The sequence below is a fragment of the Pontibacter aquaedesilientis genome (assembly GCF_014773225.1).
Taxonomy (GTDB): Bacteria; Bacteroidota; Bacteroidia; order Cytophagales; family Hymenobacteraceae; genus Pontibacter; species Pontibacter aquaedesilientis.
Map to the genome: position 1 here is coordinate 138,863 of NZ_JACXAJ010000004.1, position 23,390 is coordinate 162,252.

20 protein-coding genes and 1 pseudogene are annotated in these 23,390 nt (G+C 49.8%); 8 read left to right on the forward strand and 13 right to left on the reverse strand.

All coding sequences use genetic code 11. The features are described 5' to 3' along the window. Window positions 1-68 precede the first annotated feature (68 nt). The 4 genes from H9Q13_RS10740 to H9Q13_RS10755 all read left to right on the forward strand — a co-directional run bounded on the left by H9Q13_RS10740 (window position 69) and on the right by H9Q13_RS10755 (window position 4,669). A complete protein-coding gene (locus tag H9Q13_RS10740) occupies window positions 69-1,772 on the forward strand; it encodes an ABC transporter substrate-binding protein (RefSeq protein ID WP_224744224.1) in 1,704 nt (567 codons plus the stop codon). Between the two features lie 110 nt (window positions 1,773-1,882). After that, the gene (hemL, locus tag H9Q13_RS10745; protein ID WP_191183803.1) at window positions 1,883-3,181 is read left to right on the forward strand and encodes a glutamate-1-semialdehyde 2,1-aminomutase; all 1,299 of its coding nucleotides are present in this window, start codon (window positions 1,883-1,885) and stop codon (window positions 3,179-3,181) included. A 258-nt stretch (window positions 3,182-3,439) separates the two neighbouring features. Further along, window positions 3,440-3,976: a dCTP deaminase gene (gene dcd / locus H9Q13_RS10750; RefSeq protein WP_191183804.1), complete on the forward strand. Its 537-nt coding sequence runs from the start codon at window positions 3,440-3,442 to the stop codon at window positions 3,974-3,976. A 222-nt stretch (window positions 3,977-4,198) separates the two neighbouring features. Next, the gene (locus H9Q13_RS10755) at window positions 4,199-4,669 is read left to right on the forward strand and encodes a hypothetical protein (RefSeq protein ID WP_191183805.1); all 471 of its coding nucleotides are present in this window, start codon (window positions 4,199-4,201) and stop codon (window positions 4,667-4,669) included. A 67-nt stretch (window positions 4,670-4,736) separates the two neighbouring features. Here the strand turns inward: H9Q13_RS10755 and gldC are convergent, their stop codons facing one another. Further along, on the reverse strand, window positions 4,737-5,078 hold the full coding sequence (gene gldC / locus H9Q13_RS10760; RefSeq protein WP_191183806.1) for a gliding motility protein GldC: 342 nt from the start codon (window positions 5,076-5,078) through the stop codon (window positions 4,737-4,739). A gap of 77 nt (window positions 5,079-5,155) precedes the next feature. Between gldC and H9Q13_RS10765 the strand changes: the two genes are divergently transcribed. Then, entirely contained in the window at window positions 5,156-6,190 is a 1,035-nt protein-coding gene (locus H9Q13_RS10765) for an endonuclease/exonuclease/phosphatase family protein (RefSeq protein WP_191183807.1), read from the forward strand. Window positions 6,191-6,362: 172 nt separating this feature from the next. Here the strand turns inward: H9Q13_RS10765 and dnaN are convergent, their stop codons facing one another. The 7 genes from dnaN to H9Q13_RS10800 form a co-directional block, all read right to left on the reverse strand. Next, window positions 6,363-7,487, reverse strand: a complete 1,125-nt coding sequence (gene dnaN, locus H9Q13_RS10770) for a DNA polymerase III subunit beta (protein ID WP_191183808.1) — start codon at window positions 7,485-7,487, stop codon at window positions 6,363-6,365. 106 nt (window positions 7,488-7,593) lie between these two features. Next, window positions 7,594-9,288: a gliding motility-associated ABC transporter substrate-binding protein GldG gene (gene gldG / locus H9Q13_RS10775; protein ID WP_191183809.1), complete on the reverse strand. Its 1,695-nt coding sequence runs from the start codon at window positions 9,286-9,288 to the stop codon at window positions 7,594-7,596. Beyond that, window positions 9,282-10,010: a gliding motility-associated ABC transporter permease subunit GldF gene (gene gldF / locus H9Q13_RS10780; protein WP_191183810.1), complete on the reverse strand. Its 729-nt coding sequence runs from the start codon at window positions 10,008-10,010 to the stop codon at window positions 9,282-9,284. The genes gldG and gldF overlap by 7 nt, the downstream gene beginning before the upstream one ends. A 102-nt stretch (window positions 10,011-10,112) precedes the next feature. Further along, a complete protein-coding gene (gldA, locus tag H9Q13_RS10785; protein WP_191183811.1) occupies window positions 10,113-11,030 on the reverse strand; it encodes a gliding motility-associated ABC transporter ATP-binding subunit GldA in 918 nt (305 codons plus the stop codon). Between the two features lie 111 nt (window positions 11,031-11,141). Beyond that, window positions 11,142-11,846, reverse strand: a complete 705-nt coding sequence (locus tag H9Q13_RS10790) for an SDR family oxidoreductase (RefSeq protein ID WP_191183812.1) — start codon at window positions 11,844-11,846, stop codon at window positions 11,142-11,144. Window positions 11,847-11,932: 86 nt separating this feature from the next. Then, complete coding sequence (locus H9Q13_RS10795; RefSeq protein ID WP_191183813.1) at window positions 11,933-12,646, reverse strand: hypothetical protein; 714 nt, start codon at window positions 12,644-12,646, stop codon at window positions 11,933-11,935. Between the two features lie 62 nt (window positions 12,647-12,708). After that, the gene (locus tag H9Q13_RS10800) at window positions 12,709-13,416 is read right to left on the reverse strand and encodes an SDR family oxidoreductase (protein ID WP_191183814.1); all 708 of its coding nucleotides are present in this window, start codon (window positions 13,414-13,416) and stop codon (window positions 12,709-12,711) included. A 121-nt stretch (window positions 13,417-13,537) separates the two neighbouring features. On the opposite strand from H9Q13_RS10800, the gene H9Q13_RS10805 reads away from it, so the two are divergent. Then, window positions 13,538-14,269, forward strand: coding sequence for an MlaE family ABC transporter permease (locus tag H9Q13_RS10805; protein ID WP_191183815.1), 732 nt, complete (start codon window positions 13,538-13,540; stop codon window positions 14,267-14,269). Between the two features lie 61 nt (window positions 14,270-14,330). Beyond that, window positions 14,331-15,074: pseudogene (locus H9Q13_RS10810) on the forward strand (ABC transporter ATP-binding protein); the annotation flags it as partial. 248 nt (window positions 15,075-15,322) lie between these two features. Here H9Q13_RS10810 and H9Q13_RS10815 read toward each other — a convergent pair. The 4 genes from H9Q13_RS10815 to H9Q13_RS10830 all read right to left on the reverse strand — a co-directional run bounded on the left by H9Q13_RS10815 (window position 15,323) and on the right by H9Q13_RS10830 (window position 19,080). Continuing rightward, a complete protein-coding gene (locus tag H9Q13_RS10815) occupies window positions 15,323-16,633 on the reverse strand; it encodes a NupC/NupG family nucleoside CNT transporter (RefSeq protein WP_191183816.1) in 1,311 nt (436 codons plus the stop codon). A gap of 102 nt (window positions 16,634-16,735) precedes the next feature. Continuing rightward, window positions 16,736-17,338 carry a bifunctional nuclease family protein gene (locus tag H9Q13_RS10820; protein ID WP_191183817.1) on the reverse strand — a complete coding sequence of 201 codons (603 nt, stop codon included), beginning with the start codon at window positions 17,336-17,338 and terminating at the stop codon, window positions 16,736-16,738. A 19-nt stretch (window positions 17,339-17,357) separates the two neighbouring features. Further along, window positions 17,358-18,338, reverse strand: coding sequence for an electron transfer flavoprotein subunit alpha/FixB family protein (locus tag H9Q13_RS10825; RefSeq protein WP_191183818.1), 981 nt, complete (start codon window positions 18,336-18,338; stop codon window positions 17,358-17,360). Window position 18,339: 1 nt separating this feature from the next. Continuing rightward, window positions 18,340-19,080, reverse strand: a complete 741-nt coding sequence (locus H9Q13_RS10830; RefSeq protein ID WP_191183819.1) for an electron transfer flavoprotein subunit beta/FixA family protein — start codon at window positions 19,078-19,080, stop codon at window positions 18,340-18,342. A 67-nt stretch (window positions 19,081-19,147) separates the two neighbouring features. Here H9Q13_RS10830 and H9Q13_RS10835 point away from each other — a divergent pair, with 67 nt between their 5' ends. Further along, entirely contained in the window at window positions 19,148-19,480 is a 333-nt protein-coding gene (locus H9Q13_RS10835; RefSeq protein ID WP_191183820.1) for a tetratricopeptide repeat protein, read from the forward strand. Between the two features lie 193 nt (window positions 19,481-19,673). Here H9Q13_RS10835 and H9Q13_RS10840 read toward each other — a convergent pair whose 3' ends face one another. Next, window positions 19,674-23,117, reverse strand: a complete 3,444-nt coding sequence (locus H9Q13_RS10840; RefSeq protein WP_191183821.1) for a pyruvate carboxylase — start codon at window positions 23,115-23,117, stop codon at window positions 19,674-19,676. Window positions 23,118-23,390: the final 273 nt, after the last annotated feature.

Here is a 23,390-nt window from a genome sequence, read left to right on the forward strand (position 1 = left end):
GTGAATATTTTGGAAATCTAAATAAATTCACTCAATCACTCATTCGCTCATTCAAAATTAAAATGAACATGAAAAGAAGCTTTTTGAAGCATGCGGCAGGTATGCTGTTACTGACTGCTTTGGCAATGCCTGCACAGGCGCAACAAGACTACAGCACCACTTACAGTAACGGCAAAGTACTGCTCGGGCAGGAACGTTATGACAAGGCCATGGCTGAGTTATTGCCTGTCACGCAGGCAGGCCCCAAAAACCCCTATGCACCGGAAGCTTCCTATCTGTATGCTTTAGCGGCCCTTAAAGCCGACAAATTGCCCGAGGCCTACCGCATGCTGCAACAGCTCAAGTCTCAGCACCCGGGATGGCCAAACCAGCCAGAGGCAGGCTACCTGCTGGCGAATGTACTATTCGAGCAAGACAATTACGAGCAAGCACTAGCCGAACTGAACACTATCCGTTCTCCCAAACTGCAAGCAGACGCGGAGGGCATGAAACGCCATTACCTGAACCGTATAACAGAACGCGGGACGCTTGAGCGCTTACTGCAACAGCACCCTGACGACAGGGCCGTGGCGCAGACCTTTGCAGACAAGCTAGTGGCCGGCTGGTACCGTCCCGAAGATAGGGCCACGCTCGAAAGCATTGTGTCGAAACACAGGCTTGACCGCAACCGCTACCTGAGCGCCATTGCCATGCGCAAGCAGGCTTACCATGTGGCGGCGCTCATGCCTTTCCAGCTGAATCAAGACTTAGGGCAGGCGGCCCGCAAAAACCAGTTCGCCACCGATTTGTACGCGGGCATGAAAATGGCGCAGGATTCGCTGAAGCGGCAAGGTATAAACATTAACTTGTATGCCTACGATGCAGGAACCGACACCACAGCGGTAAAGCGTATTTTGGATACCCCGGAGCTAAAGCAAATGGACCTTGTAATAGGCCCTGTGTATAAGTCCGCTGCCAAAATCGCGGCCCGGTTTGCTGCCGAGCACAATGTGAATGTCATCAATCCGCTCTCCCAGGATTTGGAAGTGGTAGCCGATAACGCCAACATGTTTTTGTTCGAGTCTTCCCTCGCGACACAGGCCCGGCAAGCGGCAACCTATGCCTACCATACTTTCCCGATCAAAACGGCTCTCATTCTGTTTGAGAACAACAAAGACGATATAGCCTTTGCACAGCATTACCGGGAACAGTTTCTGAAACTAGGTGGCAAAGTATCCACTTACAGAAAGCTTAGCTCTGCGCAAACCACAGCCACGGCCGCTATTTTCAAAGACCTGAAGCTGTCTGATGTTGGCCATATCGCTGTCTTCTCTGACCAGATGACAGCAGCCGTGAACACGGTCAGCACGCTACAGGCCAGAGCAGCCTCCCTCCCGCTCATAACCTATGAGAAGTGGCTGGGTATAGGCCAAATCACGCTGCGACAGCTGGATGACCTGGAGGTCTACTTTGTAAGCCCGAAATATGTCGACCAGCTCAGCCCGGCAGCGAAACATTTCAGACAAAAGTATATGTCAAGGTATAACATGCCGCCCTCGCAGTATGCGTATGCCGGTTTCGAGATGATGTTCTACTTCGGCACGCTGCTGCATAACTACGGTCCACGATTCAACCTGACACTGGGTGGCAACGGACTGAAACCCGGTGTTTTTTACCAGGGTTTAGGCTACACGGATCCCAATTCAGGCAGTGAGCTGCGCCACGACAACCAATACATACCGATCACGAAACTGGAAAACCAACAACTGATGGTAGTGAACCCGGTCTTTTAATCCAATTAACTGCTTGCTTGGAGAGACTGAGTTTTCCCGAAATTGAAGATTTAAGAAAGGAAGATGTTAGCATTCGCCTTTCCATTTACAAAACACTGAATAATATAAAGATGAAAATAGCACCGGTTAGCGAAGAACTTTTCCAACGTGCACAGCAATCCATCCCGGGTGGTGTCAATTCGCCTGTTCGTGCCTTTAGAGCCGTAGGCGGGAATCCGCGTTTTATGGTATCAGCTAAAGGCCCTTACCTGTACGACGAAGACGGCAACCGCTACATGGAGCTCATCAACTCCTGGGGCCCGATGATTTTGGGCCATGCCGCTGAAATTGTGCAGGAAGCTGTGCAGAAAGCTATACCTAACTCGTTGTCATTCGGAGCGCCTACCCGCAAAGAGATTGAGATCGCTGAGCTGATCGTAGACATGGTGCCCTCCATTGAGAAAGTACGCATGGTAAACTCCGGTACGGAGGCGACGATGTCGGCTGTGCGTGTGGCCAGAGGCTTCACCGGCCGCAACAAAATGATTAAGTTCGAGGGCTGCTACCATGGCCACGGCGACTCTTTCCTGATCGCGGCAGGCAGTGGCGCCATCACGCTTGGCGTTCCTGACAGCCCGGGTGTCACCCAGGGTGTAGCCGCTGATACGCTGACAGCTCCATTTAACGACTTGGAAGCTGTTAAGCTGCTGGTAGAAGCCAACAAAGACCAGGTGGCCGCTCTCATCCTGGAGCCGGTCGCTGGCAATATGGGGCTGGTGCTTCCTGAGCCGGGCTTTTTGCAGGGCCTGCGCGACCTGTGCACCAAAGAAGGTATAGTGCTGATCTTTGATGAAGTCATGACGGGCTTCCGTCTGGCGCCGGGTGGTGCGCAACAGCTTTATGGCGTGACTCCGGATATGACCACGCTGGGCAAAATCATCGGGGGAGGCATGCCGGTGGGTGCTTACGGCGGCAAAAAAGAGATCATGAATTTTGTGGCGCCAGCAGGTCCGGTATACCAAGCCGGCACGCTTTCCGGCAACCCTATTGCGATGTCGGCAGGTATGGCCATGCTGCAGTATCTGCAGAGCCATCCGGAGGTATACACCAACCTGGAGCACACGACAGCCAAAATGGTTGCAGGTATGCGACAAAACATGCAGGGATTGGGCATGAACTATACCATCAACCATATAGGCTCTATGTTCAGCATTTTCTTCACCGAACAGCCTGTCACTAATTTTGACAGCGCCAAAACATCCGACACGGCGATGTTTGGCCGCTATTTCAACAGCATGCTGCAGCGCGGCATCTACCTGGCCCCTTCACAGTACGAGTCGCTGTTTGTATCCACTGCCATTACAGATGAACTGGTAGAGGAATACATTAAAACAAGCCGCGAGGCACTACAAGAGGCAGTGCAGCAGTAAGCTATACCTTATATTAAAGAAACGGCAGCTCAGCAATGGGTTGCCGTTTTTTATGAGGACTATGTAGAATTGGCAGGTTGCCCCTCTCACACAAAGGATCAGGGAGCAATTGCTGCTAGAACTTTCAATAGTTTCAGGCATTTGACGATCTCTACCATTTAGCCACATAGCCTATCTCCACCTTTGAACATTCAGCAATTTTACAATTCGACATTTCGCCCATTTTCCGTACTTTTACAGCCATAACATTGCACCCCCATGATTCTTACAGACAAGCAGATTTTAGAGGAGATAGAGAAAGGCACTATCCTGATCGAGCCGTTTAAACGCTCCAGCCTTGGCACAAACTCATACGACGTACACCTGGGCCGCTACCTGGCTACTTACCGCGACGAAGTGCTCGATGCCCGTAAGCATAACGAGATCGATGTGTTTGAAATACCGGAAGAGGGTATTGTGCTGCAGCCAAACACGCTATACCTGGGGGTAACCTATGAATATACGGAGACCCACGCACACGTACCTTTCCTGGAGGGCAAATCGAGTGTAGGCCGGTTAGGTATAGACATACATGCTACCGCTGGCAAGGGCGATGTGGGTTTCTGCAACACGTGGACTTTGGAGATCTCGGTCACACAACAGGTGCGAGTATACCACGGCATGCCGATCGGGCAGCTGATTTACTTCGAAGTGAAAGGCGGTATCGAGAATTACTATAACAGTAAAGACAATGCCAAGTACAATAACCGCACAACTAAACCTGTCGAGTCGATGATGTGGCGGAATGTCTGGTAACAAGGCAAAATATTCAAAAAAATCTCAAAAAAGGTTGAATAAATTGATTATTCAACCTTTTTTGGCATTATATCTGCACTATATTACACGTATCCAACTTGGAGTAACCGCCGAAATAAAAAAGAATAACTTCGGAATCATTTTAATTACGCATTCGTTTTAAATCTGAAACGCCCCAGGAAACGGATCAACCACATTTTAAACTCTACAAACACTAAGATTATGAAAAAGCTACTGGTAATGACATTTATGGTATTCGGAATAGTATATGGCGCAACTGCTACAGGCAATGTATCCCTGATTGCAGAGAAGCGTGCCAACTACTTATCAGATCAGATGATCAAGGAACTCCGTTTAAATAACTACCAGGCTAACAAGATTCGTGAGATAAACCTGGACGTTGCCGCTCAGATCACTGAAATTGAGCAGAACTTTGATGGAAATCAGAAAATGATTGAAGAGAAGTGCAAAGCGGTATTAACGGCCCGTGACCTTGAGTTTGAAGACATTTTGAGCACGGTGCAATACAACGATTACTTCGGAGACCGCAAAATGTACTCGAAAGCTGACAGAGAGTTCATGGCTAACTTAAACGGACAAGGTTCAGAGAACCTGGCTTCCAATGAAAGAAGCACTGAAAGAGCTACCGCTGGTAATGCTGCTGTTGCTTCAAATCCCTCTACTGTCAACTAATTTTACCGATAAAAATCACCTTTCATATAAAAGCCACCTCTTGGGGTGGCTTTCATTGTTTTTATACCTAGTTGTTTTGCTTGCTGCGCTCTTCCTCAATGTGTTTCATAAGGTCTTCGCATAGGGCACGCATTTTATCGGCCATTACCTTATCGCTTGTGGCAGTGGCAATGCTCTGCGCCATGGCTCCAATCGTGTCGATGTAGAAATATTTCATCTCATCAATCGGCATATCCTTGGTCCAGAGGTCAATCTTCATGGTGCCAGCCTCGTCGCGATCCCACAGAGAGATATTGATGGCTTTGGCAAAATGTATTTTCTCCCCTGCGTCTGTTGCTCTCCAACTGATGGCTTCGGGTACGCGCTGCTCGTCAAGAGCGATACTAAAATATATTTCCGACTTCTTCATTTTCGTTTCTTTTAAACTTTGTGCTATATATATCTCGTACTATGCTTGAATACTTATAATAAGCACAAAGTTACGCGATGCGCCACGGAATAAAAATCTTCTTTTTTCTTTTTAGTCTGACCTTCCTTTCGGGATGTGCCAGCTTGCCTACTTCCACTAAAAAGCCCAAACTCCACACAATCGCTTTTTACAATACAGAAAAGCTCTACGATACTGAGAATGACCCGAAGACGGATGATGATGGGTTTACACCAAATGGCATCATGAAGTGGGACAAGATCAGGTATAACGCCAAAATCAAGCAAATTGCGTCGGTCATCGAAACCATTGGTGGCAAAAATGGGCCTGCTGTGATTGGCCTGAGCGATATCGAGAACAGAAAAGTGTTGGAGGATCTGGTAAATGCTTCGCCGCTGCGCAAAAGGCGCTATAAGATCATCCACTATGATTCGCCAGATCCTGAAGGGTTGGACGTGGCTTTGCTTTACAACCCGAAGGTATTTAAGCCGACTGCTCACACGAATATCTCAATCAAGTTCTCTGAAAAAGGGTTTTCTTCACGTGATATCCTGCAGGTGCAGGGTACGCTTCAAGGCGAGCCTGTCACATTTTATGTAAACCATTGGCCTGAAGACAAAGGAAGCGCCGCCCTGGGCAACAGCCGCCGGCGGGAAGCTGCCACTGAATTACGCCGCCAGATAGACCTTCAGAAAAAAAGCGACAAGAATACGAAGATCATTGTACTGGGCGATTTCTCGGATGAACCCAAATCAGCTACGATGGAGCGCATTGTCAAGGCCACAGGACGTCCGAACCCTGCCTATCAGGAGGAGCTGTTCAATACGTTTTACCTTTGGTATGTGCAGGGCCGGGGTAGCTTCCATACCCGTAACGACAACAAAATGTATGACCAGATCCTGATATCGAAATCGTTGGTCGGGACTGGCAACGGCCTGCATTATGTGCATGGGTCGGCTCAGATTCATGATCCTGAATTTACCAAGTACACCTTCGGCAGGTATAAGGACACCCCCCGCCAAACCTGGTCAGGCACGCTATATATCGGTGGCTACAGTGATCATTTTCCAGTATATATCAAGTTGCAGCAATAAGAACTCCATTGCTGTAGGTATGGGCTACCTATACCTATAAGCTGCTAAAGCTTCAGAAATTTTTTATTCAGCCCGAAACTTTAAAATCAGATCTTCGAAAACCTGTATCGCTTTAAACAGAGAAGGCGAGCCTATGGAGGCTCGCCTTTCTGCATTAGGAGAAATTATATCCTTATACGTAATTGTTCAGCATAACAGGCATTACCAACATCAGAACATTTTCATTATCCTCGTTGGCAAGCGGCATTAGCAGGCCGGCACGGTTCGGCGTGGACAACTCAAATGAAATCTCGTCTGCATCGATGTTGTTCAGCATTTCGATCAAGAACTTAGCGTTAAAGCCGATTTCCATGTCCTCGCCGTCATATTGACAGCTCAGGCGCTCGTTTGCTTCGTTTGAAAAATCCAGGTCTTCGGCAGATACCTGCAGCTCAGAGCCAGATAGCTTCAGACGAATCTGATGCGTGGTTTTATTCGAGTAGATGGAGATACGGCGCACAGAGCTAAGCAAAGCGGCACGGTCAATCACCAGTTTATTCGGGTTCTGCACCGGAATCACGTTCTCATAATCCGGGTAGCGCTCGTCAATCAGACGGCAGATCATGCGGATGTTGTCGAAACTGAAGAAAGCGTTGGACTGATTGAACTCCATACGCACGGCAGTAGCCTCAGAAGGCAACGTAGACTTCAGCAAGGTGAAAGCCTTACGCGGGATGATCAGAGAAGCCTCCTGGCTGGTAGCGATGTCTGTGCGGCGGAAGCGCAGCAAACGGTGACCGTCTGTAGCGACAAACGTAACGTTATCGGTGCGCAGCTGCACGTAGATACCTGTCATAGCCGGACGAAGCTCGTCGTTGCTCACGGCAAAGATTGTCTTGTTGATGGCACGCGAAAGTACGTTTGACGGAATCTCGATCGCGCTGCCACCTTTTACAACTGGCACACGTGGGAAATCAGTGGCATTCTCACCCGACAGTTTGTAGCGTCCGTTTGATGAGCTGATTTCGATGGTATAGGTCTCTTCGTCGATGGTGAAGGTTACCGGCTGATCTGGCAGGTTCTTCAGTGTTTCCAGCAATATTTTAGCAGGGGCAGCAATACGGCCACTTTCCTTCGCCTCTACCGGCAATTCTGTGATCATGGAAGTTTCCAGGTCACTGGCCGTGATGGTCAGGGTGCTGTCGTTGATCTCGAACAGGAAGTTTTCGAGGATAGGAACAACCGGGTTGTTGGTTACTACGCCGTTTATGCTGGCTAGCTGCTTCAAGAGAGCAGATGAAGAGACAATAAATTTCATTATGTATAGCTATAATGTTATTTGGACAAAGTTAAAAACTTTTCGCATTTAAACTACTTGACGGCAGCCTGCTTTTTTACAGTTTCTTCACATTACGAGAAAAAACTCAAAAGCGCTCATAACGGCGTTTGCGTAGGTAGTAGCGCACTACTCCAAACAGTGCCAGCAGTACAATCGGAGCCAGAATGTTCAAAATCTGCCAATAAGTTCGTTCCTCCTTCACACGAACCCGATCCAGGGGGCGAAGCTGTATTTCTTTGCTCCGCACATTGATCAGGCCTTCAGAGTCTAGCAGGTAATGGATCGTGTTCATGGCGAGCTCGCGGTTGGCGAACGTCACGTTGTTATACCTGTCAAACCCTAGTTCGTAAGCCTGTCCCGTGCGTGGGTTGACGTCGTTGCGCACCAGGTCTCCGTCCGAGAAAACTACTATTTTGGTTGCCACACCTTTTTCTTTAACCTGGGTGTTTTCTATACCTGCCGGCGCTCTTCTGTTTCGGAAAAGGGAGGTGAAAGCTCCTTCCAGCAAGTATCCTACCGGTTGCGGCCCGGCCTGGTACTGTTCCGGTTTAACTTCCATTCGCGCCTCTTCGAGCGTGAGCGGCACGGGTGCCTGCATAACGCGGGAATAGACGGAGGTATAGAGCAACGGAGTTTTGCGTATACCGTCGGCCTTCACCGTGTCAATATTGCCGATGAACTTGGAATAAACTGCGTCGAGGTTACGGGTGATCGGGTGCTTACTGAACGTGTTGAGCAAGGGGTAAAAGCGCCAGTTCACCATTTCCGTTTGCGGTCGCTCGCCCATGTAGCCTGTAACCACCGGTATGAAACCTGAATTCAGATCCATGATCATGGTTGGATTCAGGCGCACACCGTATCGGAACAGGAGGTCGTCGAGATTGAGGTTGTAAGGCATTGCAAACATCCCTCCTGCCCCTATGCTATCCATGTTGGCATTGAGGGCATCCACAAAAAACACCGCTTTACCGCCATGCATGATAAACTGGTCGATCTTATACTTGTCGGCTTCGGTGAAGGCAGTTATAGGCTTTGCCACGATGATCAGGTCGAGGCCCTGCAACGTGGGTATATCGCGCAACTCGCCACGTGCCACCCGGTAAAACTCCTGCAAGGAACCCAGCAGATCCGTTACGTTTTGCATCTCCAGTTCTCCCTGTCCGCTGATGTAGCCGATCGTTTTGGAGCCGGGGAAGGCCATCTTGCGTATGGCAGTGGCCAATTCATACTCCACGCCTTCCACCGATTGGTTCAGACGCTCGTCGGCGGAGGCCGCCAGGTTGCCCTTGAGCAACGACACCGAAGTCTCCTTACCTTTATACATCACACGCGCTCCCGGAAACACGAGACGCTCTACCTGCTTTCCGCCCTCAGTGGCCCGTAGGTTAGTTGGCTGTATCCCTTTCGTAGCCAGTTCCTGAAAAAATGCGACACGTTCCTTTTCGTCTTTAATGTCATTTGGGTCGATGAATTCATAGCGCACATTCCCGCCCGCGTATATACGGAATTCGTCCAGCGTTTCGCGAACAGACTGCTGCAACCGTTTAAACCCGGCCGGAAACTCGCCCTCGAGGTATACCTCCACAAAAACTGGCTCCGGCAATTCATGCAGCAACTGTTTGGTTACAGGGGATATGGTGTAGCGTTTGTCTTCTGTCAGGTCAAGCCGGAAAAAGAAGTTTGCAGCCAGAATATTGATGAGTATGATGGCTCCTACCCAAATCAGGAAACGAGTGAGGTCACGGGTTCGCCTACTCTTGTGTGTTTGTGTGGTTACCATTTTCTGCTGCTCAATACAAGTTTAGCCGATAGCACCATCATAGCGATCACACTCAGGAAATACAGTACGTCCCGCGAGTCAATCAGCCCTTTGCTGATGGCCGTGTAGTGGTAAGCTATACCTAACTGACTAATGACGTAACCGCTGCCACCCCAAACAGGTATGGAAGCGATCAGCTCGAAGCCCGTATAGAAGATGTAGCATAGAAAAATGGCAATCACGAAGGAGATGATCTGGTTGTCGGAAACAGAGGAGGCAAAGATGCCAATGGCCGTAAAGACGCCAGCCAGAAAAACCAGGCCCAGGTACGAACCCACAACAGCTGCAGAGTCTATGTTACCTTGAGGGTTGCCCAACTCATACACGGTATAGTAGTAGAGCAATGTCGGTATCAGCGCAAAAAGGGCCAGCAGCAGTGCTGCGAAGTATTTGCCCAGGATAAGCTGCAGGTCAGTAATTGGCTTTGTGAGAAGCAGCTCAATGGTGCCCTCCCGCTTTTCCTCCGCAAAGGTGCGCATGGTAATGGCAGGTATCAGAAACAGGAACAGCCAGGGCGCCATGTTAAAAAGCGTCTGCATGTCGGCAAAGCCGTAGTCGAGCACGTTGCTTTCCGGGAAAACCCACATGAACATGCCAATGGCCACCAAAAACACCGTGATCACCATATAGGCGATCAGTGAGTTCAGGAAACCGTTGAATTCTTTCTTAAGTATAGCGAACATCTTATTTAAATTAGGAATTGGGAATTAAGAATTAGGAATGATTGGTAACAAAAATTATCAACCCGTATTTCTACACTATTCTTAATTCTTAATTATTAATTCTTAATTTTCTTTAGTCAGTTTCTGGAATATCTTTTCAAGGGAATATTCTTCATGTCGAAGGCCTACCAGCGGCCAGTTGCGCTCGGCAGCCACCCTGAATAAAGTGGCCCGGATATCGGTATCGCGGCGGGAAACCACGCGGTAAGTGGTACCCTCTGCCAGAGTTGCGCTCAGGACACCTGGCAACTGCTCCAGTGACTCAACCGGAACAGCCTGCTCAAACTCTACCAGCGTGGTTTTATCTTTGCGCTCCCCAGCTTGTAGGCTGGCCACGTCGCTATCGGCCACTAGCTTGCCCCGGTTGATGATCACAACGCGGTCGCAGATAGCCGTTACCTCCTGCATGATGTGCGTAGAAAAAATCACGGTTTTGTCTTGCCCTATCCGTTTGATCAGCGCCCGAATCTCCACGATCTGGTTAGGATCCAGTCCTGTGGTCGGCTCGTCCAGAATTAGCACTTTGGGATCGTGCACCAATGCCTGCGCCAGCCCCACCCGCTGGCGATAGCCTTTGGAGAGTGCTCCGATTTTCTTCCCCTGCTCCAGCGTGAGGCCGCATAACTCGACCATTTCCTGCACGCGATCCTTTGCTCGTCGTCCATTTAGACCATTCACGGAGGCAACAAACTGCAGGTACTCATGCACATACATATCCAGGTATAGCGGATTATGCTCCGGCAGGTAGCCTACGCTCCGGCGTACTTCCATGGGCTCCTGTACCACATCGTGGCCATTCACCAGCACGGTGCCCGAGCTTGGGGGCAAATAGCAGGTGGCGATCTTCATGGTCGTGGACTTACCGGCACCGTTTGGCCCCAGAAAACCCAAAATCTGCCCTTGCCCCACCGAAAAGGAAATATCATTGACGGCGTGCTGTGCCCCGAATATTTTGGTAAGGTTCTTTACTTCAACTGACATGTGTTGAGAATAAATAATGACGAATAAATAATGTATTAAATTACTTATTCGTCATTATTGATTTTATCATTAATAAGCGCTGCAAAGCTACAAAAGCTAGGCGATACTTTGCTATACCCTTTTTCTGCCTTTTGGCATTAACGGACGCACCTCGATATCCACGTGGTGATAGTTCGGGTGCGACTCCAGACAATGTACAATGGTCGAGGCGATATCCTCAGGGCGCATCATGTTCTCGTTCACGGTTACGCTGTCAATGTTGTCGAAGAAGTTGGTCTGCACGGAACCCGGGTAGATACAAGTCACTTTCACGCCGTAGTCGCGCACTTCTTTGTAAAGTGAGTGCGAAATACCGCGCACAGCGTGCTTGGTGGCGCAGTAGGCCGACATCTCCTCTATACCTGTGGTGCCGGCAATCGAGGAAATATTGATGATGTGCCCTTCTCCCATTTCCTTCATCCCAGCTATGACAAGACGAGTGCAATAGAAAAGCCCGTTCACGTTGGTGTCAAACATCAGGTGCCAGTCTTCCAGGCTTTGATCCTCCAGTTTGGATGAGCGGCCCAGGCCGGCATTGTTCACTAAAACAGCCACATGTCCGCCAAAATGCTCCACGGTATGCTTATAGGCCATCTGCACAGAGTCGGCGCGGCGCACATCGCACGCTACAAACTCAAAGTTTTCGTGCTGTACCTCAGGAGCCGTGCGGCCCCACCCGGCTACTTTCATACCGTGCTCTAACAACATTTCCACGGTGGACAGGCCAATGCCACGGCTCACGCCGGTTACGACTGCTATCTTATCTTCTAGTTTCATAGATTCTTGTTTATGGTTGGGTCTTGTTTATTAGATAGGCCTTTTCAGGACCAATTAATTTGCTTTTATCTACGTAAACACGCTTGCTATAATCTGTAAAGTAGTCCGACCCGCAGTACCCGGGTATACAGTTTCATGTTTGCGCCATCCAGATTTGCTCGGTAATTTTTGATCCCATGGGCGTAGCTCACGGATACACCGAAATGACCATGATAGCCTGTTATACCCAATCTCGGCCTGAAATCCGTGATCGACTCGCTGCGGTCTTTCCTTATCTTGAATTCAGTGCCATCTTCCAGCGTCGCCTCCGACCGCTCTTTTATTTTTTGACTGAATCCGATGTCTGAGCCCAATGTTAGGTCCAGGTCTATTGGATTTTGCTTGACCCGCCAGCCAATGTACGGCTGCAGATTGATGTAATCGGTTATGATGACCGCTTTTCCGTCTGCCGGATGTGTCATCGAAGAACTGTGCGACATGTAACCAAAGGCTTTATCTATCTTAGCCCGAGTTCGCAGTTGCTCGTACCCAGCCTGTGTGCCGAGCAAAAAGCCACTGGCCGAGACAAATTGTGCCTGCAAACTGGCACCGTACGCTACACTATACCTGCTGCCGTACGGATTGGTCACCCTCGGAGGACTACCCCAAGTATCATTGATAACCATGGTTGTCGTTCCGGCGGATGACTCTCCACCAAACCTGGAAAGCCCGGAATTCACCTGCGCACTGTATTCCATCTTTTGTGCATAGGCCGCCGAAACGCAGCCGAAAGCCAGTAAAAGCAGGTATACTTTTTTCATCAAGGAATATGTTTGTTTATATTCTCAATCTAAACTACCTCCCCACTCCTAAACTCCTAAACTTAAATGTCCCCCAGCTGCGGCCTGATCAGGATCTCCTCGACCACGCTGTTTAGTGACATGGTGTAGGCCCCGTAAATGGCCATGGCTACATCATCGGCTCGCATAAAACGCTCCGGCGGCAGGTCCACGCCTTCCCAACTGGCAGTCAGGGTTGCGCCGGGCAGGATCGCCGTCACACGCACACCGTGCTCCTTCATCTCTTCACGCAGCACCTTGGTCATACCGTACAAGGCATACTTGGAAATGCAGTAAGAACCGCCGTTGATGTAAGGAGTAATGCTGGCCGTGGAACACATGTTAAAGATGTGCCCGCTCTTGCGTTTCATCATATCAGGCACTATCGCTTTGGTCAGGTAATAGGCACTGTAGAGGTTCGTATTGATCATAAACGGCAGGGCGTTGTCATCTTCTTCATGGATCTTGCCAGGTATAAAAAGACCGCTGTTGTTAACCAATACCTCAATTTTCACCCGAAGTCCTTTCACATATTTGATGAAGCCTTTGAGTGAAGTGGAATCACTCAGGTCGGCCTCCTGGTACAACACCTTGGAGAAGGTATAGCGCTCTTCCATCTCGAGCTTCAACTTTTGCAGGTCCTTTTCGTTTCGGGAACAGGTAATGATGTGAAAGCCCGCTTTGGCGAACTGCTCAATAACGGCTTTTCCGATTCCTTTTGTACCGCCTGTTACCAAAATGTATCGTTGCATGCTATCTATATAGGTATGATGTAATACGTTTTCAAAATTTAACCGTAATATAGGCATTTAAACAGTATTTTTGTTTAGAATCACGTTTAATACCTTGGTTTAACTTCTTCACACGCCCTATATGCTGCAAGCCCTTGGCAAATACTTACTTTTCATGTCGAGCCTCTTTATCCGAAGGGAGTCAGGCCGCATTCTGTTTAATCGCACCATCGACGAAGCTATCCTCATCGGGATTAACTCTGTATTAATCGTATCCATTGTATCGTCCTTTATAGGAGCCGTTACATGTGTGCAGGTGGCTTACAACCTCAACAACGCCTTTATCCCACGTTCCACCATCGGTTTCATGGTGCGCGAGATGACCATCCTGGAGCTGGCCCCCACTATTACCTCCATCGTGCTGGCTGGCAAGGTTGGCTCAAGCATTGCAGGCGGATTAGGCACCATGCAGATTACTGAGCAGGTAGACGCTTTGGAGGTGATGGGCATTAATTCTGCCTCCTACCTGGTGCTGCCTAAGGTAGTGGCTGCCATCATCGTGTTTCCGTTACTGGTTATCCTGGCCATGTTCCTTTCCATTTTGGGAGGTTATCTGGCAGGAACCTTATCCGGAGAGCTTACAGCACAGGAGTACATCACCGGTTTAAGGGAACAGTTCATACCTTACAACATCGCTTTTGCACTTATCAAATCAGTGGTGTTCGCCTTTCTAATCTCGTCCATATCTTCTTTCAGAGGCTATTATACCAGTGGTGGGGCATTGGAAGTGGGTGCAGCAAGTACAGCTGCCGTAACCAATAGCGTGATCGCTATTCTGGTTGGAGATTTTGTGCTGGCCAATCTACTCCTTTAAATAACAGCTATCACCTTTAACCAAGTACCCGGATGACAATTCCGGGGATTCGATATTAGTTATGATTGAAATACACAACATACATAAAGCCTTTGGCGGTAAGAAAGTACTGGACGGTGTCAGCGGCGTTTTCGAGACCGGCAAAACCAACCTGCTGCTTGGGGCCAGCGGCACCGGAAAAAGCGTGCTACTCAAGTGCATTGTGGGCTTGATCAAGCCCGACTTGGGCAGCGTCACCTTCGACGGCACCTACTTCACCAACAACAAGCTCGACATACGCCAGGAAATCCGCCGTAAGATCGGGATGCTCTTCCAGGGTTCTGCCCTGTTTGACTCCATGACGGTAGAGGAAAATGTGGAATTTCCGTTGAAGATGCTCACAGACATGAGCAAAGAAGAGCGGAAAGAGCGCGTAGACTTTTGCCTGAAGCGTGTAGGGCTGGAGGGCTCCAACAAAAAAATGCCTTCTGAACTAAGTGGCGGCATGAAAAAACGAGTAGGTATAGCCCGTGCAATCGCGCCCAAGTGTACCTATCTTTTCTGCGACGAACCTAACTCAGGACTCGACCCACAAACAGCCCTCAAAATAGATGAGTTGATTAAGGAAATCACCGAAGAGTATAACATCACTACCATCATTGTGACGCATGACATGAACTCTGTGATTGAGATAGGTGACAAAATCATGTTCCTGTATCAGGGCAAAAAGCTGTGGGAAGGCACGCGGGATGAAATCATGGATACGGACATCAAAGAACTCAACGACTTTATTTTTGCCAATCGCCTGATGCGCGATGCCAAGAAGGTGGAAGAGGAAGAGCGTGAGGAGGAAGAGGAACGCAAGCAAGGCAGTCAGCAGCTTTCTTCGGATGAAGTAAAGGCGGTGCCTGAGGAGACAGCCGACGTGCAGCATGATCAACTGCCAGAAAACCCTGAAGGACCGGCCGCTACGACACAATCCGGCAAAGACAAGGTATAGCTATACCTGCCTAGCATAAAAAAAGCCTCCTGCTTAGGTATAGCAGGAGGCTTTTTTATGGGTATAAGATCTGATTAGAAGTTTACGCCAAACAACATCCCCGCCACAGTGGCCGTCATCATACAAGCCAGGGAGGCTCCGAGTAAGGCAATAAAGCCCAGTTTGGACAGGTTGCCCTGCTGGTTTGGAGCCATGCTGCCTATTCCCCCAATCTGAATCGCGATCGAACTAAAGTTGGAGAATCCTGCCAGTGCATACGTAGACATCACCAGGGCTTTCGGACCCAGTGTGCCGGCCTCTTTCATATTAGCCAAATCCAGGTAGGCCACAAACTCATTGATGGCCGTCTTTTGACCGAGCAAGCTGCCTACTTGCAACGTATCCACCCAAGGCACCCCCATAATGAAAGCAAACACCCGGAAGATCTGACCCAGTATATACTGTAACGAAAAACCATTGAACTGACCGTTTGTGCTGGCTACCACTAATTCATTCAAACCGGTCCAGGCACCGATCATATCAGTCAGGATGTAGTTTACCAGAGCGATTACAGCGATGAAAGCCAGTAGCATTCCGCCTACGTTAGCGGCAAGTTTCAGGCCATCGGCAGCACCTCGTGAAAGTGAGTCCACCAGGTTTACACCCAGCTGCTCTTCGTTTACTTCCAGCTTATTAGAAATTTCTTCATGCTCTGTCTCAGGCACCAGTATTTTAGCCAGCACGATGCCTGCTGGGGCGTTCATGATGGAGGCAGTAAGCAAGTGGGCTGCAAAGATCGCCTTCTGTGCCGGGTCCGTACCGCCCAAAAACGATACATAAGCTGCCAATACTCCACCGGCCAGCGTTGCCATACCACCTGTCATCAGGCACATCAGCTCAGAGCGTGTCATGCGGGCTATGAAGGGACGCACTAGCAAAGGAGCTTCCGTTTGACCCAGGAAAATGTTGCCGGCGGCAGAAAGGCTCTCCGGTCCTGATAGACGCATCACCTTCGACATAACCCAGGCAATGCCATACACGATCTTCTGCAACACACCGAGGTAGTAAAGTCCTGCAGAAACGGTAGAAAAGAAAATGATCGTAGGCAGTACCGAGAAGGCGAAAATGAAACCCAAACCATTGTTTTTGGAAGGATCTGCCAGGTTTCCGAACAAAAACTGGGCGCCTGCCTGCGAGAAATCCAGGAAAGTAACGAATCCTTCACTGACATAGGCAAAACCGGTGGCCACCAAAGGCACTTTGGTTACCAGTATCCCAAAAATGAGTTGTAAGAAAACGCCGAAGCCAACAAGCCTCCAATCAATTGATTTTCTGCTTTTTGAAAATGCAAAGGCAATGGCAATAATGGCTAACAGGCCAAGAAGCCCTCTGAAAATATCGAACATGGTTTGGGACAAAATTTGCCAAAAGTAAGCCGAATATCTGTTAAAACAAAAAGTCCTGCCCCTTATCGGGGCAGGACTTTAAATGTATACAAGATGTTAAAATCAGTTTCGCTTATTCAACTCGTCCCGGATCTTGGCAGCACGCTCATAGTCCTCCTTTTCGAGGGCCTCGTTGAGCATCTTATTCAAGTCCTCCACAGAAGTTTGGTTGAGTGGCTCTTTGGAGCTCGACGCTGAAGATGAAGTGCTGCTCTTCACAGCCATCTCTTCGGCATCCTCATCCTCCTCCTCCAGGTCGCTCAATATAATTCCTGCTTCCGAAAGCACGCTCTCTACCGTGTAGATAGGAACCCCGAAACGCAGACCGATCGCGATCGCATCAGATGGTCGAGCGTCTAGTTCAAAATCCTTGTCTCCGTCAGTACACATGATCTTGGAGTAGAACACACCTTCTTTCAGATCTGAAATCAGAATCTCTGTGATATTCACGCTTACCTGCTCTGCAAAAGTTTTGAACAGGTCATGCGTAAGCGGGCGGTTTGGGTTTATTTTCTCTATCTGTATGGCGATGGACTGTGCCTCGAACATGCCAATGATGATCGGCAGTCTTCTGTTGCCATCTCTTTCCCCTAGCACAAGCGCAAACGATCCCGTCTGTGACTGGCTGGATGAAAGCCCGAGTATCTCTAACTGAATTTTTTTCACAATTGAGCTCTTCTTAAGTCTATTTGTCTAAAGCTTTGGCAGCTTCGATTAATTTAGGAACTACCTCCAGCGCATCGCCAACTATGCCATAATCAGCAGCTTTGAAGAACGGCGCTTCCGGATCCTTATTAATAACGACAATCACTTTAGAAGAGTTAACCCCCGCCAGGTGCTGGATGGCACCGGAAATACCCACTGCAATGTACAGGTTAGGGCTTACAGTTATACCTGTCTGGCCTACGTGCTCGTGGTGAGGACGCCAGCCGATGTCAGACACAGGCTTGGAGCAGGCTGTTGCGGCACCTAGTTCTTTGGCAAGTTCCTCGATGAGGTGCCAGTTCTCAGGGCCTTTCATGCCGCGACCGCCAGACACAACAATTTCAGCTTCTGGCAGCAATACGCCCCCATCCGTCTCCTGCATCACCGTTTCTTTCGGAGCCGCAGCGAAATCAGACTCCGCCAGATCAGCTGAGAGTTTCTCTACCGTAGCTGTGTTGCCGGCATTGCTGATAATTTCAGTGCTGTTCTTCTTAACGGCGATGATCTTCACGTCAGAGGTCAGGTTCACTTGCGCGAACGCCTTACCAGAGAACACACCGCGGGTAACGGTAAAGTTGCCACCGTCCATCTTGGGCAACTCGGTTACGTTGGTAGCAAGCGAACCGTTCAGGCGAACTGCCAGTTTGGAGCCTACCGCTGCACCAATGTTGGAGTTGGAGAATACCAGCACCTTGGAGCTTTCCTGCTGAGCCGCCTTCGCGATTACCTTTACATAGGCGTCAGCTACGAACTGCTTCAGGCGGTCATCCGCGTCGTACAATACTTTACTTATACCTTGCTCGCCTAGTCTGGCCAGCGCTTCTTCGTGTACCTCTCCGATGGCTACCGCCGTGGCGGAAGTACCCATGGCCTGCGCCACCTGGCTGCCGTATGATGCTGCCTCCAAAGAGGACTTCTTGATCTCTCCGTTCAGACCTTCTACAAATACTAATACAGACATATTACAGTACTTTAGCTTCGTTTCTCAATAGTTTAATCAGTTCGCCGGCGTTGTCCGCATCAATCAGCTTCACGCCGCTCTTTTTCTCGGGCTTGCTGTAGCTCACATACTCCGACATGGCCTCGCCACCTACCGGTGCTACCACTTTCAGTGGCTTGGTACGGGCGGTCATGATGCCACGCATGTTCGGGATGCGGGGCTCACACATCGGTTGCTGGGCACTGGCTACGAATGGAAGTTTTACCTCCACCACTTCTTTTCCACCCTCGATCTCGCGCTCCAGACGGGCCGTGCTATCGTCCACCATATCCAGTTTAAAGGCTGGTGTTACAGACGGAATACCCATCATTTCGCCCACCATGTTGTGTACCTGGAAGCCGTTGTAGTCAATGGACTCTTTGCCCATCAGGATCATATCGTAACCTCCCTCTTTGGCGATGGCAGTAATCTGCTGCGCCACGAAGAAAGCGTCTTTCGGGTGTGCGTTTACACGGATGGCATCGTCGGCACCAATGGCTAACGCCTTGCGGATGTTCGGCTCGGTATCGGCCTCACCTACGTTCAGCACGGTTACGCTGCCGCCTTTGGCCTCTTTCAGCTCAATGGCGCGGGTCAGCGCATACTCATCCCAAGGGTTAATCACGTACTGCACCCCGTTCTTGTCGAACTCTTTGTTATCTCCAGTAAAGTTAATTTTGGATGTGGTATCCGGAACGTTACTGATGCAAACTAATATTTTCATGATTAGAAATGTTAGCTTATTTAAAATTAGATTTGTGCGAAGTTAGTTAAAATATAGCCAAATAGAAATGTCTCAAAATAGATTAGAACAACTCTTCAAATTCTACGAAGAAGACCCAAACGATCCATTTACGATCTATGCGATTGCGACTGAGCTTCGTAACTCCGAACCGCAGAAAGCGATGGCGTATTACGAGAAACTTCTGTCGGAGCACGAGCGCTACGTAGGCACTTACTACCATGCAGCCAGCCTGTACGCCGAACTCGGGCAGACAAACGAGGCGGAGCAAACCTACAAAAAAGGAATGCTGATCAGCAGGCAGGAAGGCAACATGCACGCATTTGCCGAGCTGCAACAAGCCTATAACAAGTTTGCAGGTTTGGACTACGAAGACGAATAGCACCTTTTGCGCTATGAATCAAAAATAGTATGCATGCAGCATATCTGCAAGTACAAAACAGGCTTTCATGCCGAAATGTTTTCCAATGACTTCTGTAGCGTACTAGATATTGCGCCCGAAGGTTTACAATAGCAAAAGAAAAGCCACCTCCTTTTCAGGTTTGGCGGCTTTTCTAGCTTATACCTGGGTGGCGCTACGACAGGCTAACCACCAGATCGTCTGTATTCACCAGCGAGCCCTCCGGCAAATGCAGACCAGCAATCTTGGTAGCCTCCGAAGCGGTAATGGTCGTTTCCATCTTCATGGCCTCGATCACGAACAGCGGTGTATTTCTTTTAACTTCCTGATCTTTCTCCACCAGTATCTTCGACAACAAGCCCTGTAGCGGCGCCCCAATGTGCTTTGGGTTGCCTTTATCGACCTTTTGGTGTTGCACCCGCTCCACTTTCACAGATTTGTCGCGCACTTCGATATTACGGGTCTGGCCGTTGAGCTTGAAGAACACGGTACGCATCCCGTCCTCGTCTACGTGGCCTAACGACTGATACTTGATGACAATGGACTTGCCGCGGGCTATGTCGATAATGGCCTCCTCGCCCTGTTGCATGCCATAGAAAAACAGACGCGTCGGGATTTTGGATACGTTACCATATTGTTCGTAGTGCTTGTGGTAGGCCTCGTATACCTTGGGGTAGAGCTGGTACGAAAGGAAATCCGTATACTTGGTGTGCTCCCCAAACTTCTCCTGAAACTCCCGAAACTCCTGATCCAGATTGATAGGCTCCAGATGTTCATTCGGACGCACGTCGTAAGGCTGCTCGTCTTTGAGCACAATGGCTTGCAGCTTTTTCGGGAAACCACCCGCTGGCTGTCCCAGATCGCCGCGGAACAACGACTGCACCGATTCCGGGAAGGAAATCTGATCCCCTCGCTCCAGCACATCTACCGTTGTTAGGTCATTGGAAACAAGGTATAGCGCCATATCCCCTACTACCTTCGAGCTTGGCGTCACCTTCACCAGGTCCCCGAACAGCTGGTTCACCTCAGCATAGGTTTCTTTAATCAACTCCCATTTATCGCCCAGACCGAGCGCATTGGCTTGCGGACGCAGGTTGGAATATTGTCCACCCGGAATTTCGTGGTGGTATACCTCCGCCGTGCCCGCTTTCAGCCCCGACTCAAACGGATAGTAATACTCGCGCACCGTTTCCCAGTAATTGGAGTGCCGGTTGAGGCTTTTCTGGTCGAACTCGCGGTGCCGCTCCTGAAAGCGCATGGCTTCCACCATACTGTTAAAGTTCGGCTGCGAAGTGAGGCCAGACATGGAACCCAAGGCCACATCCACCACATCCACCCCTGCCTCAATAGCTTTCAGGTAAGTGGCGGACTGTATACCAGAGGTGTCATGCGTGTGCAGATGGATGGGCAGCTTCACAGTGTCGCGGAGCGCTTCCACGAGCACAGTGGCCGCGTATGGCTTCAGCAAACCGGCCATGTCTTTGATGGCCAAAATGTGCGCCCCGGCATCTTCCAGTTGCTTGGCCAGTTGCAGGTAGTACTCTAAGTTGTACTTGGTCTTCTTCGGGTTCAGGATATCGCCTGTATAGCAGATCGCGCCCTCGGCCAAACCACCTGTGCGTTTGCGCACGTAATTGATGCAAGGCTCCATGCTCTTCATCCAGTTGAGCGAGTCGAAAATGCGGAAAACATCCACGCCTGTCTCCCACGATTTCTCTACAAACGACTCAATCAGGTTATCCGGATAGGCCTTGTACCCCACCCCGTTCGAACCTCGGATAAGCATTTGCAACAAAATGTTAGGGATAGCCTCCCGGATTTCGGCCAGTCGGCGCCACGGGTCTTCGTGCAGGAAGCGCAGACACACATCGAAGGTGGCACCACCCCATACCTCCATACTGAAAGTCTGCGGATGGTCCTTGGCGTAGGCTTCGGCTATTTTGAGCAGGTCGAAGCTGCGCATGCGGGTCGCCAGCAAAGATTGATGCGCGTCCCGGAAGGTAGTGTCGGTGTAGTGAATCTGCTTGTTGTTGCGCAGCCATTTGGAGAATTCGTCCGGGCCGAGTTCCGTGAGGAGGTCTTTGGTACCGCGCTCATATGGCTTGTTCAGATTGAAGCCCGTAAAATCCGGCTTGGAAAGCACCTTGTTCGGGTCAGGATTTTTTACATCGGGGTGACCGTTTACGATCACATCGGCCAAAAAGCTAAGCATTTTGGTTGCACGGTCCTTGCTCTTCCGGAATACAAAAAGCTCGGAGTGGTTCTTCACAAAGTCCACCGTGGCGTCGCCGGAAACAAAAACAGGGTGCGTGATGATATTCTGCAGGAACTGAATGTTCTGCTTCACGCCCCGAATTCGGAACTCGTCCAGGGTGCGCGACATTTTCATGGCGGCGTGACGTAGTGTCGGTGCCTGCGCCGATACTTTTACCAAGAGCGAGTCGAAGAAGGGGCTGATTTTAGCGCCCTGGTACACGCTACCCTGATCGAGACGAATACCGAATCCGCCGGCACTGCGGTAGGCGATGATGGTACCATAATCCGGCTTAAACTCATTTTCCGGGTCTTCCGTCGTGATGCGGCACTGAATGGCCACCCCATTTGCCCGCACCGTATGCTGCGGACCGAGCAATACTTCCTCATGGTCCAGAGCGTAGCCATCGGCGATAAAGATCTGTGTCTTGATCAAGTCGATCCCCGTAATCATCTCCGTGACCGTGTGCTCCACCTGAATGCGCGGATTCACCTCAATGAAGTAGATATTATTGTTGTGCGGCTCCACCAGAAATTCCACTGTGCCCACGTTGTTGTAGTTAACGGCCTTGCAGATACGGATGGCATAGTCGTAAAGCTGCTGGCGGGTTTCTTCGTTCAGGCTAATGGCTGGGGCCACTTCTACCACTTTCTGGAAGCGGCGCTGCACCGAACAATCGCGCTCAAACAGGTGCGTGATGTTGCCGTAGTTGTCAGCCACGATCTGTACTTCGATGTGCTTCGGGTTCTCTACATACTTCTCCAAAAAAAGCGTGTCATCCCCGAAGGCTTTTAGGGCCTCGTTTTTCGCCTCGAAAAAGCCTTTTTCCAACTGTTCGTCGTCACGGATCACGCGCATACCGCGTCCGCCACCACCAGCAGCAGCCTTGAGCATGAGTGGGTAGCCGATGCGGTGCGCCTCTTCAAGAGCAGTTTCAAAAGTATTCAGGTCGAGGTCATTGCTCTGGATGATCGGCACATCGCAGCTCACAGCTACTTTCTTGGCCGAAACTTTGTCGCCCAGCGAGCCCATTACCTCTGGCCGCGGCCCGATGAAGATGATGCCGTTTTCGGCGCACTTACGGGAGAAATGCTGGTTCTCAGACAGGAAGCCGTAGCCTGGGTGTATGGCGTCTACTCCGTTTTCCTTGGCGATGGCAATGATCCCGTCGATGTCCAGGTAAGGCTGCAACGGCTGGTTATCCTTGCCGATCTGGTAGGCCTCGTCGGCTTTGTAGCGGTGCAGCGAGTAGCGGTCTTCATAGGTATAGATGGCCACTGTCTGGATGTTGAGTTCGGTACAGGCCCTGAGCACACGGATGGCGATTTCGCCGCGGTTGGCGACAAGTACTTTTTTTATTTTCATATCAGGTGAGATGTAAGGTATAGCTTCACTATATATTTTATGGGTTAAGGGCTAACAGAAAATACGGTTAGGCCACAGGTACAAGCCATTACTATAAAATAAGTACAGAAGGTGACAGACGAGAATAGGAAGAGCCTGCCGCTTTGAAAACACCCCTTAATACAGGCTTTTTCTGGATAAGGTTATAATGCAATTAGGCTGCCGTTGGCACCCGACTGAGGTGTTCATGAGATAGTCGGAGCATTCGGCGTCACAAATCATCCGATAGCCTGA